Below are 13966 nucleotides of genomic sequence, written 5' to 3' on the forward strand. Positions count from 1 at the left end.
GGCCGGGATGCCTATCCTTGGGGCGTGACCACTGCAGTGCCGACCTCCGCTTCCCCCGACCCCTCGCTGCCCGCCGACCTCCCGGCGGCCCAGCAGCCCGAGTGGCCGGACCGCGCTGCCCTCGACGATGCGGTCGCGACGCTCGGCACCCTGCCGCCCCTCGTCTTCGCCGGCGAGTGCGACGACCTGCGGGACCGCATGGCGGCCGCGTCGGTCGGTGAGGCCTTCGTGCTCCAGGGTGGTGACTGCGCGGAGACCTTCGTCCACGCGACCGCCGACAACATCCGCGACCGCATCAAGACGGTCCTGCAGATGTCGGCCGTGCTCACCTACGGCGCCGGCATGCCGGTGGTGAAGATGGGCCGCATGGCCGGTCAGTTCGCCAAGCCGCGCAGCAAGAACACCGAGACCCGCGACGGCGTGACCCTGCCGGCCTACCGCGGCGACATGGTCAACGACTTCGCCTTCACACAGCAGTCGCGCACCCCGGACCCGCAGCGGCTCGTCCACGGCTACCACACGAGCGCCTCCACCCTGAACCTCGTGCGCGCCTTCACCCAGGGTGGCTTCGCCGACCTGCGGCGTGTGCACGACTGGAACGTCGGCTTCGTCTCCAACGCCGCCAACCGTCGCTACGAGGGCCTGGCCCGTGAGATCGACAAGGCGATGCGCTTCATGGCCGCCTGCGGCGTCGACTTCGATGCGATGAAGACCACCGAGTTCTGGTCCGCGCACGAGGCGCTGCTGCTCGACTACGAGCGTCCGATGACGCGCGTGGACTCGCGCACCGGTGACCTCTACGACACCTCGGGGCACTTCCTGTGGGTCGGCGAGCGCACCCGGCAGATCGATCACGCCCATTTGGACTTCGTCAGCCGGATCCGCAACCCCATCGGGATGAAGGTCTCCGACAAGGCCGACCCGGACGAGTTGCTGCGGATCATCGACCTGCTCGACCCGGAGCGTGAGCCCGGCCGCCTGACCTTCATCACCCGGATGGGCCACGACAGGATCCGGCAGGCGCTGCCCCCGATCATCGAGAAGGTGCGCGACTCCGGCGCGATCGTCACCTGGATCTGCGACCCGATGCACGGCAACACCTTCGAGTCGGCGTCGGGCTTCAAGACCCGCGACTTCGAGCACGTCGTCGACGAGGTCCGCGGATTCTTCGAGGTGCACCAGTCGTTGGGGACGGTCCCCGGTGGTCTGCACATCGAGCTCACCGGCAACGACGTCACCGAGTGCCTCGGTGGTGCCGAGCGGATCCTCGACACGGACCTGAACAAGCGCTACGAGAGCGTCTGCGACCCGCGGCTGAACCACCAGCAGAGTCTGGAGCTGGCCTTCCTCACCGCCGAGATGCTCGGCGGACGCTGAGGCCTCCGGCCCGCAGCCGGCACGCCCCCTTCGCCCGTACGGGTGGAGGGGGCGTCCTCGTGCTCAGATGACGAGGATCGTCACGGTCGATCCCTTGGTGACGCTCTGGCCGCCCGATGGACGAGTCGCCGTGACCTCATCGAGGATGCCACCGAAGAACGTGTCGACCTTCACCGAGAAGCCCGCGGCCTCGAGCTTCTGCGTCGCCTGCGCCTCGGTCAGGCCCTTGACCTGGGGCACGGTGACCATCTCCGGGCCCTTGGACACGGTGAGCGTGACCGTCTCACCGCGGACGAGGGTGCCGGAGGCTGGGGACTGGCTGACGACGGAGCCCTCGGGGACGGTCGTGGAGTAGACGTCGTCCGCGCGCGCGACCGCGAGGCCGGCCGCCTCGATCGCGGAGGCCGCGGCATCGGCGCTCTGGCCCTTGACCGAGGGGACCGTGATCGGCTCGGGGCCCTTGGAGACGACGACGGCGACCTGCTCGTCCCGCTTGAGCTCGGTGCCGGCCGTGGGCGCGGTGGAGATGATCTCGCCCGCGGCCACGGACTCGTGCCACTGCTTCGTGGCGTCCCCGAGAGCGAGGTTGCGCTCGGCGAGGGCGGCCTTCGCCTCCTCGGGTGTCGTCCCCGCGAGCTCGGGGACCTCGTAGCGCTCCGGACCCTTGGAGAAGACGACCGTGACGTCCTCCCCCTTCGTCAGCTCGGTCTCGGGCGGAGGGTTGGAGGTGATGGCGCTGCCCGCGGCCACCTCCTCGCTGAAGGCCGTCTGCTCGGTCAGCTCCAGGTCGTGCTCGGCCAGGGTGGTGCTCGCCTCGTCACGCGTCTGGCCGGCGACGTCGGGCACGAGGACGGACCCGCCGGGACCCGTCGTGACGTACCAGTAGCCGGCGCCACCGACGAGCAGGAGCAGCACGAGCAGCGCCGCGAGCAGAGCCCGACCACGACGACGGGGCGAAGGGGGGTCCTCCCGCTGGGTGCCGACCGGCACCGCGGCAGTGGCGCCGGGAGTGTGGTCGGCGGTGGTGGTCGCGGCCAGGGCGCGCGTGCGGCTCGGTCGGGGGTGGGCGAGGGTCGCCGCGCCGGCCGTGGCTGCGGCGGCTGCCCCCGAGGGGCGACGGTCGAGCTGCCCGGGGGTCAGCTCCTCCCGGACGGCATGGAGCGACTCGAGGTACTGGCCGGCATCGCGTGGCCGCTCGTCCGGGTCCCGGTGCGTGGCGAGGGCGACGAGGTCGTCCAGCGGCGCGGGCAGCTCTGCGACCCGCTCGGACGGTGCCGGGACCCCGCCGTGGACGTGCTGGAAGGCGATGTGGATCGGGGACTCCCCCTCGATGGCGCGGGTCCCCGTGAGCAGCTCGAAGAGGACGAGCCCGGCGGCATAGATGTCGCTGCGGGCGTCGGCGATGCCGCGTTCGACCTGCTCCGGGGAGAGGTAGGCGACGGTGCCGTAGAGAACCCCGTCGTCGGCGGTCGCCGTCTGCGAGGTGACGGCCCGGGCGAGGCCGAAGTCGGCGACCTTCACCTGGCCGTTGTCCGCGATGAGGACGTTCTCGGGCTTGACGTCCCGGTGGATGTAGCCGGCGTCGTGGGCGACGGACAGGCCCATCAGGATCGACTCCACCAGGTCGAGGGCGGCCCGGGGGGTCAGGGCACCCTCGGCATCGATCAGCTCACGCGCGCTTCGTCCCTCGACGTACTCCATCGCGAGGAAGACCCGACCCTCGTCCTCGCCCTGGTCGTAGACCGGGACGACATTGGGGTGGCTCAGCCGGGCGGCGGAGCGTGCCTCGCGGCGGAAGCGGGAGACGAATGTCTGGTCCGCGGCGAGGTCGGGGCGCATGACCTTCAGGGCGACGTCCCGATCCAGGCGGGTGTCGGTGGCGAGGAGGACGGTGGCCATGCCGCCGTCGGCGATGTGGCGCAGCACGCGGTACCGCCCGTCGACGAGCTCGCCGACGAGGGGATGGGATGCCGTGGTCACGCCCAAAGTGTAGGTTCGCCCCCTTCGTCCGTGAGTCACATGCGCGTGCGCAACGCCTTGACGTTGGCCACGTACCCCTTGGTGTCGGCGTACATGCCGTTGGCCTCGACCGAGGCGAGACCCTGGTAGTAACCGGCGATGGCATCGGAGGTCGACGAGGACTGCTCGGTGAGGACCTTCAGCAGCACGACCCCGGCGGTGATGTTGTCCTCCGGGTCGAGGAGGTCGAGGTCACGGCCGACGAGGGAGGAGGTCCACTCACCGGAGGAGGGGATGACCTGCATCACGCCGACGGCGTTGGCGACGGAGACCTTGCGCTGGTTCCACCCGGACTCCAGGTAGGAGACGGCCAGGGCGAGCGAGGGGTCGACGCCGTGCTGCCGGGCGACGCGGGTGATGATCGCCTTGGTCTCGGCGCGGCCGGGAATCGAGCGTGCGGCGAGGGTCGCGCGGTTGTCGTCGGCCGCGGAGACGATCGAGTCGGAGTAGGTGCGTCCGGCGAAGGAGTTCTGCTTGGTCGCGGCCGTCTGCGAGGTGTTCTGCGACCCGGTGACCCGCAGCTTCTGGCCGGGGTGGATGTGCGTGCTCGTGGAGATGTCGTTGAGCTTGGCCAGCTTGACCACGCTCATGCCGCGGCGTGCGGCGATGCCGCTGAGGGTGTCACCGTTGCGGACCGTGTATGCCGAGCTCGCGGGGCGGCTGGTCGGTCGCTTGGCGGGCTTGGCCGGGGCACCCGTGACGCGCAGCTTCTGGCCGGGGTGGATGAAGCCGCTGCCGAGGTTGTTGAGTGAACGCAGCCGGTCCAGGCTCATGTCGTGGCGTGCGGCGATACCGGTCAGGGTGTCGCCGCTGCGCACGGTGTAGGCCCGGGTGGACCCGGAGCGCGAGGACGACGACCGCTGGCGCCCCGTCGCTGCGTTCGAGTCGGAGCGCTGCGGGACCGTGAGCTTCTGACCCGGGTGGATGAAGTCGTTGGTGTGCAGGTCGTTGCGCGAGAGCAGTGCGCTGGTGGAGACACCGTAGCGCTGGGCGATGCCGTAGGCCGTCTCGCCGGCGCGGACGGTGTGCTGCTTGGATCCTTCGGCGCTGATGGCGGTCTCGGTGCTTCCGACGGTCAGGTCGAGCGCCGGGGCGACGGGGGTGGCCGGGACGGGGACGAAGAGCGGCAGAACCATGGGGAGACTCCGATGTCGGCGGGCGGTGGGAGGTGCCCGAACGGTGCGGTCAGGGGAGGTGTGTGGCGTTCGTGACACCTGTGAACTCTGTGGCGTATGTGGTTGCAGTGGCGACGGTATCGAATAATGAGGGATTTCGCGCGAGTTCCTCGCGGATCGGGTTCGGTATCCGTCGTCTCCCGCTCTGCCAGACTGGTCTGCGTGAACGACACGCCTGAGAATGCTTCCGCCGCCGAGCCGAGTGGGCTCTGCCAGCCCGTGTGGCTGACCCTCCCCGACATCGCCGAGCAGCTCGGCGTGCGCATCACCGAGGTGCGCCGGATGATCAAGGACGGTGAGCTCGTGGCCGTGCGCCGCGGGGAGCGCAATGTCCTGTCCGTGCCGGAGGACTTCATCACTGCGCAGGGACCGTTGCCGCAGCTGCGGGGAACCTTCACCGTGCTCTCCGACGGTGGCTTCACCGACGAGGAGATCGTCGAGTGGATGTTCACCCGCGACGACCGCCTGGTCGGCGGCACGCCGATCGGCGCCCTCCGCCAGGGCGCGAAGACCGAGGTGCGTCGCCGGGCCATGGAAGAGGCCCTCTAGCGCGACACCCACACGCGGTCGCAGGAAACGCCGATCGTCACCCACCACGCCCAGTGGTCACCCCCAAGGGATCGGGTCCACACTGACCCCCATGACGACAGCGAGTACCAGCACCCCCGCAGTCGCGGTGATCGGTGGGTCCGGCTTCTACGAGTTCATCGAGGGCGCGCGCGAGGTGGACGTGTCGACCCCCTACGGACTCCCGTCCGCCCCCGTGTCGGTCGGCCAGGTCGCCGGCCGCCCCATCGCCTTCCTGCCGAGGCACGGCAGGGACCACGAGTTCGCCCCGCACACCATCAACTACCGCGCCAACATGTGGGCGTTGCGCTCCCTCGGTGTGCGGCAGGTCCTGGCACCGTGCGCGGTCGGGGGGCTGCGTCCCGACGTCTCTCCGGGCGATCTCGTCGTCCCGGACCAGCTGGTCGACCGCACCCAGCACCGGCGGCAGACCTACGTCGACGCCGGCGCGGCACACGTCCCCTTCGCCGATCCCTACTGCCCCCACCTGTCTGCCGCGCTCGCTGCGGCCGACCCGGACGTCACCACCGGCGCGACCATGGTCGTGGTCGAGGGGCCGCGGTTCTCCACCCGGGCGGAGTCGCAGCACTACGCGGCGCAGGGATGGTCCCTGGTGAACATGACCGGGCACCCGGAGGCCGTGCTCGCCCGAGAGCTGCGCATGTGCTACTCGACGCTGGCCGTGGTCACCGACACCGACGCCGGGGTCGCCAGCGGGGAGGGTGTGACCCAGGCGGACGTGTTCGCCGCCTTCGCTCGCAGCATCGACCGGACGAAGCGGTTGCTCACCGAGGTGGTCGCCACGCTTGCGCCGTCCGTGCGGTGCGGGTGCGCCTCGTGGGCGGAGGGCATCGAGCTGCCCTTCGAGCTGCCATGAGGGTGTTGTTGACCGGTGCCGCCGGCTTCGTGGGCACGGCGATCGCGGCACGGCTGCGGGAGGAGGGCCACGAGGTGGTGGGCGTGGACGCGATGATTCCCCAGGCGCACGGGTCCGGCTCGGTGTCCCCCTCCGGTGTGCACCGGGTAGATGTCCGGGACCCCGACTCGTGGCGACACCTGCTCGAGGGCGTCGACGCAGTGTGCCACCAGGCGGCCATGGTCGGGGCGGGCACCTCCGTGGTCGACATGCCCCTGTACGCCGGCCACAACGACCTCGGGACCGCGGTCCTGCTCGCGACGATGGCCGCCGAGGGCCCGAACCGGCTGGTCCTCGCCTCGTCGATGGTGGTCTACGGCGAGGGGAGGTACACCTGCGCGCACCACGGGAGCCAGAGCCCGGTGCCGCGGGCCGTCGCGTCACTCGAGGAGGGCGACTTCGATCACGAGTGCTCCGTGTGCGGTGGACGCCTCGAGTGGGCGCTGGTCGAGGAGTCGGCGCCCCCGGACCCGCGAAGCAGCTATGCCGCGAGCAAGGTGGCCCAGGAGAACTTCGCCGCGGCCTGGGCACGACAGGTCTCCGGGAGTGTGGTCGCCCTGCGCTACCACAACGTCTACGGGCCGGGGATGCCGCGGGACACGCCGTACTCCGGCGTGGCGGCGATCTTTCGCTCCGCGGTGGAGGCAGGCCGCCCGCCGCAGGTCTTCGAGGACGGCAGGCAGATGCGTGACTTCGTCCACGTCGACGACGTGGCCCGGGCCAATGTGCTGGCGCTCGAGGGCGTCGTGGCAGCCCCGCCGCACTCCGTCTGTGCCTACAACATCTGCTCGGGAATCCCGATCGAGGTCCGGCAGGTCGCCGAGTACGTCTCCTCGGGCTTGGGCAGGACGGCGACGCCGGTCATCACGGGGGAGTACCGCGCCGGCGACGTGCGGCACGTCGTCGCCTCGCCCGGGAAGGCAGCCGCCGACCTCGGGTTCCGGGCCAGAATCCCCCCTTCTGAGGGCCTCGCGCGGTTCGCGACGGACCCCCTTCGCTGAGGCCCGGCCGGCGGCCTACCAGTCGGGCTTGAGCAGGTGGGCAACCAGGAGTGCCGCGACGAGCTGGATGACCAGCCCGATCCGTCGCCACCGACTCGGCAGGAGGGCGCACGAGAGCATCAGCCAGGGGACGAAGGGGAGCCAGATCCGCTCCACCTCCGCCCGGCTCATCTGCGAGACGTCGGCGAGCGCGATCATCACCAGCCCGGACCCCGCGAGCAGGGCGACCACCCGCGACCGTGCACCCGCGAGGTGCTGGTGCCAACCACCGAGCAGCTGCGCGACTCCTGAACCGAGCATCGGGCCGGCGCAGAAGAGCAGCGCCGCGAGGTTGCCCCACATCCAATAGCTGGGCGGGCGACGTCCGCCCACGCCCGCGTAGTAGCGGTCGTGCAGGGCCGGGTACGCCTCCCACCACGCGAAGCCCGCGAGAGCGAAGGCCAGCACCACCACGCACGCAGCGACGACCGCGATCGCCATCGGGAAGAAGGAGCGGGCGATGAGCATCGTCGCGATCGCCACGACCCCGAGCAGCACCAGACCGTAGGAGAGCATCACGCAGTAGCCGAGCAGCAGACCCGCCACCACCGACCACGTCCGGCTGCGACGGGTCGCCGCGACCGCGAGCGCGGCCACACCCCACGCGGCCACCGCCGCGAACATCGCGTCGGCCGAAACCGACTGCCAGATGGCTGCCGGTCCCAGGACGAGGAAGGGAGCAGCCCTGCGGGCCGGCTCCTCGGCTCCGAGCGCCCGCAGCGTCACCAGGACCGCGACCGCCGTGGTCGCGGCGAGTGCGGTGACGACCAGACCGGCGGCAAGGCCGCTGCCGAGGCCGACCCGCACCAGCAGGACGAAGAACAGCAGCGCGCCCGCAGGGTGCCCCGCCACGTGCACCGGGAGGTTGTCCGGGCCGTACCGGATCCGTCCGACCCACCCGTCGAAGAAGTCGGTGAGGTCGGTGACCTCTCGCGCGGTCTGGAGGTACTCGTAGTCGGTGGTGAGGATGTGGCCCACACCCGACCAGCCGTCGATGAGCGCGAGCGAGAGCATCCAGGCCAGCCCCGCGAGGAAGGAGCCGATGAGCAGTCGGCGCCACGGCAGCACCTGTGCCATCCGGTGTGCGCTGAACCCGGCCCAGCCGGCCAGAACCAGCGCGACGGGCGTGGTCCACCCGACCCGGGGCTGCCACTCGGCGTGGATCGGCGGGAAGGAGTTCACCCGGACGTTCCAGTCGAGCACCGCCGGCACAGCCATCGCCAGGCCCATGAGAGCCAGGGCAACCACCAGCCCCACGGCCGGCAGGTGCCGCGTCCGGGGATGCGTCTCGACGGGGGCGGCCATGTCCTCGATGCTAGGTCGGCACGGCGGGCATCACGTCCGGCACGCCCGCACGGCTGTGCTCGTCAGACATCCGTAAGGATTCAACCGGCAGCGAACCGGTTGCCAGCCGGTAGTTTCACGGATGTGACCGCGCGTAGCGACCTGATCCTTCCCAGCCGCAACGAGGCAGCTGCCCTCCCGGCGGTGCTGGCGAGCGTGCCGGAGATGTTCGACGTGATCGTCGTCGACAACGGCTCGAGCGACGACACCGCCGCTGTCGCCGCGCGGCTCGGCGCCGTGGTTGTCGACGAGCCCCGGGCGGGTTACGGGGCCGCGGTCCACGCCGGTGTGCTGGCAGCGACCCACGACGTCGTTGCGGTGATGGACGCCGACGGGACGATCCGGGCGGCGGAGCTCATCGGATTCGTCGAGCGGGTCGAGTCGGGTGACGTCGACATGGCCGTCGGACGGCGGCGGCCGATGGCTCGCGGGGTCTGGCCCTGGCATGCGAGGGCAGGCAACGCTCTGCTCGCCCGGTGGCTGCGGCATCGCACAGGAGTGCCGGTCCGCGACCTCGCCCCGGTGCGCGTGTGCCGCCGGGAGCAGCTGTTGTCCTTGGACGTGCGCGACCGCCGGTTCGGGTATCCCGTGGAGCTGCTGGTCAAGGCACAGCGCGCACGGTGGAGGATCGAGGAGCGCGACATCGGGTACCACCCCCGCGCGGCGGGGACGAGTTCGAAGGTGTCCGGCTCCCTCACCGGCACGGTGCGCGCGCTACGTGACTTCGCCGCGGTACTGAGATGACGAGCGCGCTGGTCGTCGCCAAGGCCCCCGTCCCGGGGCTGGTCAAGACCCGTCTGGCCGCGACGGTCGGCGACCGAGCGGCAGCAGAGCTCGCCGCGGCAGCACTGCTTGACACGATCGAGGCGTGCTCGGGCGCGTTCGGGGCGCGGCGGTGCTCGTTGGCCCTGGTCGGAGACCTCACCGTGGCCCAGGAGGGGAAACTGCTGCTCTCCCGGCTCGAGGGGTGGACGGTCTTTCGTCAGGAGGGGCGACGCTTCGCCGACCGGCTCGAGCACGCACACCGGACCGCGTTTGCGCGCACCGCAGGACCCGTCATCCAGGTCGGGATGGACACGCCGCAGGCCACAGCCGAGGATCTGCGTGCGCTGGTGACCGGGATGCAGGGCCATGACGCTCTCCTCGCACCGGCCGAGGACGGAGGGTGGTGGGCTCTCGGCGTGGACGATCCCAGCCTGCTCCGCGGACTGGGTGACGTGCCGATGTCGACCCCGGGCACGGATGGCTCCACGCGGCGCCTCCTGCGGGCCAACGGCGCGCTCGTCGCGGTCGGCTCCCGGCTCTGCGACGTCGATGACGCAGTGGACGCGGCGCGCGTTGCCGCCGAGGCGCCGTGGACCCGGTTCGCCCGCTGCTGGGCACACACGAGCCGGGAGGAGGTGACCCCATGAGCCCGTGCAGCGAGACGACGGCCCACCGACCGGTGGCAGAGCTGTTCGCCGCAACCTTGCAGGGCGAGCCGTCCGTGGTCCACGGACTGGGCGAGCAAGGATCGGTGGTACCCGTGAGCCGGTGGGCGGAGGACGCCGATGCCAGTGACGAGGCACTGCTGTCGCAGTGCGTCGGCCCGACCCTGGATGTCGGGTGCGGCCCCGGACGGATGACCCAGGCCCTGGCCCTGCGGGGAGCCTGCGTGCTCGGACTGGATCTGATGCGGGAGGCGGTGGCGCAGACGCGGGCGCGCGGTGCCAGCGCCATCCAGCGCGACGTGTTTCTCGGCGTTCCCGGTGAAGGCCGCTGGGGGAGCGTGCTGCTCGCCGACGGGAACATCGGGATCGGCGGTGACCCCGTACGACTGCTGTGTCGTGTCGCCGACCTGCTCGCCGTCGGCGGCCGGGTCGTCCTCGACCTTGCACCCCCCGGCCACGGGCTCGATCGTCGCGTGCTTCGGCTCGAGGTGGGCGACCGCCTCTCGGAGCCCTTCGCCTGGGGTGTCCTCGCGCCGGAGGCGCTCCCACATGTCGCGGCCGTCGCCGGTCTCGAGGTCATGGAGGTCCGGTGCGAGGGGTCGCGGTGGATCGCGCTGCTGCAGCGAGGGGGGCTGCGGCCATGACCCCACCGCGGGTGGCAGTGCCGGCTCCGGAGGCGTTCTCCCGGCTGCGTCATCCTGCTGTGGCCAGCCGGGTGGGCGTGTGGTTGGGGGCCTGTTTCGCGGTCGCCTTCCTCACCGGCATCGTCAGCCACTACGTCCAGAGCCAGCCGACCTGGCTCACCCTCCCGACCCGCCCGATCTGGTTGTACCGGGTGAGCCAGGGCCTGCACGTGGCCGCGGGGACCGCGGCCATTCCCCTGCTGCTGGTCAAACTGTGGAGCGTCTACCACAACCTCTTCGCCGCGGTGCCGTGGCGCAGCGCCCGGTCGTTGGTCCTGCACCTGCTGGAGCGGGCCTCCATCGCCGTGTTGGTGGCCGCGGCGATCTTCGAGGTGGTCACGGGCGCGATCAACATCACCCACTGGTATCCGTGGGAGTTCAGCTTCCGGGCGACCCACTACGCCGTGGCCTGGATCGCCATCGGGGCCCTGATCGTCCACATCGCGGTGAAGCTGCCGACGATCAGCCAGGCACTGTCGTCACCGATCGACGAGACCGACCCGGAGGCCGACCCGACCGACCCCGGGGCGAGTGCCCCGTCGGCGGACCAGCGGGCGGGCCTGAGCCGTCGTGGCCTGGTGCGCACGGCGCTGGTCGCGGCAGGTGCGGCTGTGGTGGCCACGGTGGGCAGCACCATCCCGCTGCTGCGGGAGGTGTCCGTGTTCGGTGTTCGCTCAGGCGAAGGCCCACAAGGGGTTCCGGTGAACACGACCGCCGAGGACGCCGGGGTGGTGACGGCGGCCCGCGACCCCGACTATCGACTGACGGTGGTCCACGGCGCCCGCAGCGTCTCCCTGCGCCGGGAGGACCTCGTGTCGCTGCCGCAGCACACGGTGGACCTGCCGATTGCCTGCGTGGAGGGCTGGAGCGCGACCGGGACGTGGAGCGGGGTGCGGATGCGTGACCTGCTGGACCTGGTGCAGGCTCCGCCGTCGGCGCGGATCCACGTCGTCTCCCTGCAGGAATCGGGTGCGTTCAATGACACCGAGATGCCCGGCGAGTTCACGCAGGACCCGTTGACGCTGCTCGCCCTCTTCCTGTCCGGTGAACCGTTGGACCTGGACCATGGCTACCCGGCCCGACTGATCGCTCCGGCCCGTCCCGGGGTCCTGCAGACCAAGTGGGTCCACCGGATCGAGGTGCTGCGCTGATGGTGGTGGTGACGTGATGGTTCTGCGGGGCGTGCTGGTGGTGACCGGTGTGGTGGTCGCGCTGGTCGGGTTGGTCGACCTGATCGACGAGGGGTGGGGGGACGTGGGCCACACCGTGGTGTGGCTGGTGGCCGGTGTCGTCACGCACGACGCCCTGCTGTCCGGGGCGGTGATCCTGCTCGGCTGGGGAGTGGTGCGGACCCTCCCTTCGTATGCCCGTGCTCCCACGGTCGTCGGGCTCGTCGTCCTCGCCACCGTGACGGTGGCGGTTCTGCCCACCGTGACGGTGACCTGGACGGACCCGTCGAACGTCAGCCTGCTGGACCGGAACTACGCACGGAACTGGTTCGGCTTCGTGGTGGTGGTGCTGGTCGGAGTTCTCGCCGGGTCAGCGTGGGCGCGTCTGCGCTCACCACATCGACGGGCGGACAGCGCCGGATCAGGAGGGGGACGCGGTGGCAGACATCCTCGTCGTTGACGACGACGCCACGGTGCGTGAGGTGGTGGTGTCCTACCTGCGGGCCGGAGGGCACCGGGCGCGAGAGGCGGGTGAGGGTGAGGTGGCCCTCAGCATGCTCCGGGACGATCCGGCAGATCTGGTCGTGCTGGACGTCATGCTCCCCGGCATCGACGGTCTGGAGGTGTGTCGTCGCCTGCGACAGCGTGACGACGTGCCGATCGTGATGCTCACGGCGCTGGGGTCCGAGTCCGACCGGGTGGTGGGCCTGACGCTGGGGGCCGACGACTACGTGACCAAACCCTTCAGCCCGCGGGAGCTCGTGCTGCGGGTTGACTCCGTGCTGCGCCGGGCCGGTGAGCAGCTGGAGCCGGTCGTGGAGATCCTGCGTGACGGCGATCTGGTCATCGATGCGGCCCAGCACGTGGCGACCCGGGCCGGCGAGCGGCTCGCGCTCACGGTACGCGAGTTCGACCTGGTGCGCTTCCTGGTGCGCAATCCCGGGGTGGCGTTCACGCGTGAGCAACTCCTCGCCCAGGTGTGGGGCTGGTCCTTCGGTGACCAGTCGACCGTGACGGTGCACGTGCGTCGGCTCCGCGAGAAGGTCGAACCGGACCCCCGGCGCCCTGTGCGCCTGGTGACGGTCTGGGGCGTCGGGTACCGGTGGGAGGCATCATGAGCGACCACGTGCTGATCATCGCGATCTCGCTCGGCTGCTCGGCGGGGGTGTGCGTCCTCGGAGCGGGTCTGGTGTGGGTGCTGCGCCGTCGCTCGCTGCGATGGGGGATAGCCGTCGTGGCACTGGTCGCCGTGGGCTCCTTCGTGGCCGCCCTGATGGGGACGGCTCAGGCGATGTTCCTCTCCGCCCACGACCTGCAGGTGGCGGTCTGGGTGTCCGTGGTCGCAGGGACGGTGTCGGTGGCCTTCGCGTTGGTCGTGGGCCAGCTCGCGGTCCGGTGGTCGCGGATCCTGCGGGACGCGGCGCGGGACTTCGGCACGCAGAGTTCATTTCCTGCCGGGGACCGGGGGCCGGCGGAGTTCGACGAGCTCGCCGCGGAGCTGCGGCGGACCAGCGACCGACTCAACGAGGCACAGGCCCGGGAGCGACGTCTGGAGACATCGCGTCGTGAGCTGGTGGCGTGGGTCTCCCACGATCTGCGGACGCCGCTGGCCGGTCTGCGCGCGATGACCGAGGCGCTGGAGGATGAGATGGTGGCCGATCCGGCCGCGTACTACACCCAGATGCGCTCGGAAGTGCATCGGATGACCCGGATGGTCGACGACCTCTTCGAGCTGTCCCGGATCCACTCCGGAACCCTGCAGCTGTCGCTTCAGGAGGTCTCGCTCGGCGATCTGGTGAGCGAGACGGTGGCCGGGGCCTCGGCAGTGGCCCGGGCGCAAGGGGTCCGCCTGGGTGGCCGTGCCCGGGACGAGGCACTGGTGACCGCGGATCCGGCGGAGCTGTCCCGCGCCCTGTCGAACCTCGTGATCAACGCTGTCCGGCACACCCCGGTCGACGGGCAGGTGGTGGTTCGGGTGCGCGCGGACGAGGGCACGGCCGAGGTGTCCATCGACGACGAGTGCGGAGGGATCCCGGTCGAGGACCTGGCTCGCGTCTTCGATGTCGCATGGCGGGGCAACCACGCCCGGACTCCGACGGCCGACAGCGGCGCCGGGCTGGGTCTGGCCATCGTGCAGGGGATCGTGGAGGCGCACCGGGGCACCGTGAGCGTGACGAATCTCAGCCACGGGTGCCGGTTCCTGGTGCGGCTGCCGGTGTGATGCAGCTGGTTGCCGCGAGGCCGTC

General features: G+C 71.0%; 14 protein-coding genes. 11 read left to right on the forward strand and 3 right to left on the reverse strand.

Annotated elements, in window-relative coordinates; translation table 11 throughout:
* Window positions 1-24: 24 nt before the first annotated feature.
* Window positions 25-1377, forward strand: a complete 1353-nt coding sequence (locus V1351_RS06860; RefSeq protein ID WP_338752001.1) for a class II 3-deoxy-7-phosphoheptulonate synthase — start codon at window positions 25-27, stop codon at window positions 1375-1377.
* A gap of 63 nt (window positions 1378-1440) precedes the next feature.
* On the opposite strand, the gene pknB is transcribed toward V1351_RS06860, so the two are convergent.
* Together pknB and V1351_RS06870 are read right to left on the reverse strand one after the other, a co-directional pair.
* Window positions 1441-3357 (reverse strand): Stk1 family PASTA domain-containing Ser/Thr kinase, encoded by a 1917-nt coding sequence (pknB, locus tag V1351_RS06865; RefSeq protein WP_338752003.1) that lies wholly within the window; start codon window positions 3355-3357, stop codon window positions 1441-1443.
* 35 nt (window positions 3358-3392) lie between these two features.
* Window positions 3393-4532 carry a LysM peptidoglycan-binding domain-containing protein gene (locus tag V1351_RS06870; RefSeq protein ID WP_338752005.1) on the reverse strand — a complete coding sequence of 380 codons (1140 nt, stop codon included), beginning with the start codon at window positions 4530-4532 and terminating at the stop codon, window positions 3393-3395.
* Between the two features lie 201 nt (window positions 4533-4733).
* On the opposite strand from V1351_RS06870, the gene V1351_RS06875 reads away from it, so the two are divergent.
* From V1351_RS06875 to V1351_RS06885, 3 genes are all read left to right on the forward strand, one after another.
* Entirely contained in the window at window positions 4734-5120 is a 387-nt protein-coding gene (locus V1351_RS06875) for an Rv2175c family DNA-binding protein (RefSeq protein ID WP_338752007.1), read from the forward strand.
* A 91-nt stretch (window positions 5121-5211) separates the two neighbouring features.
* On the forward strand, window positions 5212-6015 hold the full coding sequence (locus V1351_RS06880; protein ID WP_338752009.1) for an S-methyl-5'-thioadenosine phosphorylase: 804 nt from the start codon (window positions 5212-5214) through the stop codon (window positions 6013-6015).
* Entirely contained in the window at window positions 6012-7055 is a 1044-nt protein-coding gene (locus tag V1351_RS06885) for an NAD-dependent epimerase/dehydratase family protein (protein WP_338752011.1), read from the forward strand. Before V1351_RS06880 ends, V1351_RS06885 begins: the two co-directional genes overlap by 4 nt.
* A gap of 15 nt (window positions 7056-7070) precedes the next feature.
* Here V1351_RS06885 and V1351_RS06890 read toward each other — a convergent pair whose 3' ends face one another.
* Window positions 7071-8399 (reverse strand): hypothetical protein, encoded by a 1329-nt coding sequence (locus tag V1351_RS06890; RefSeq protein WP_338752013.1) that lies wholly within the window; start codon window positions 8397-8399, stop codon window positions 7071-7073.
* Window positions 8400-8522: 123 nt separating this feature from the next.
* On the opposite strand from V1351_RS06890, the gene V1351_RS06895 reads away from it, so the two are divergent.
* From V1351_RS06895 to V1351_RS06925, 7 genes are read left to right on the forward strand one after another with little or no spacing between them, the layout of a single operon-like run.
* Window positions 8523-9182, forward strand: coding sequence for a glycosyltransferase family 2 protein (locus V1351_RS06895; RefSeq protein ID WP_338752015.1), 660 nt, complete (start codon window positions 8523-8525; stop codon window positions 9180-9182).
* Window positions 9179-9850 carry a TIGR04282 family arsenosugar biosynthesis glycosyltransferase gene (locus V1351_RS06900; protein WP_338752017.1) on the forward strand — a complete coding sequence of 224 codons (672 nt, stop codon included), beginning with the start codon at window positions 9179-9181 and terminating at the stop codon, window positions 9848-9850. The genes V1351_RS06895 and V1351_RS06900 overlap by 4 nt, the downstream gene beginning before the upstream one ends.
* A complete protein-coding gene (locus V1351_RS06905; protein WP_338752019.1) occupies window positions 9847-10512 on the forward strand; it encodes a class I SAM-dependent methyltransferase in 666 nt (221 codons plus the stop codon). Before V1351_RS06900 ends, V1351_RS06905 begins: the two co-directional genes overlap by 4 nt.
* Complete coding sequence (locus V1351_RS06910) at window positions 10509-11702, forward strand: molybdopterin-dependent oxidoreductase (RefSeq protein WP_338752021.1); 1194 nt, start codon at window positions 10509-10511, stop codon at window positions 11700-11702. Before V1351_RS06905 ends, V1351_RS06910 begins: the two co-directional genes overlap by 4 nt.
* Window positions 11703-11715: 13 nt before the next feature.
* The gene (locus V1351_RS06915) at window positions 11716-12180 is read left to right on the forward strand and encodes a hypothetical protein (protein WP_338752023.1); all 465 of its coding nucleotides are present in this window, start codon (window positions 11716-11718) and stop codon (window positions 12178-12180) included.
* Window positions 12158-12838 carry a response regulator transcription factor gene (locus V1351_RS06920; RefSeq protein WP_338752025.1) on the forward strand — a complete coding sequence of 227 codons (681 nt, stop codon included), beginning with the start codon at window positions 12158-12160 and terminating at the stop codon, window positions 12836-12838. The genes V1351_RS06915 and V1351_RS06920 overlap by 23 nt, the downstream gene beginning before the upstream one ends.
* Window positions 12835-13941 carry a sensor histidine kinase gene (locus V1351_RS06925; RefSeq protein ID WP_338752027.1) on the forward strand — a complete coding sequence of 369 codons (1107 nt, stop codon included), beginning with the start codon at window positions 12835-12837 and terminating at the stop codon, window positions 13939-13941. Before V1351_RS06920 ends, V1351_RS06925 begins: the two co-directional genes overlap by 4 nt.
* Window positions 13942-13966 lie beyond the last annotated feature (25 nt).

Source organism: Janibacter sp. A1S7 (assembly GCF_037198315.1).
Classification (GTDB): Bacteria; Actinomycetota; Actinomycetes; order Actinomycetales; family Dermatophilaceae; genus Janibacter; species Janibacter alittae.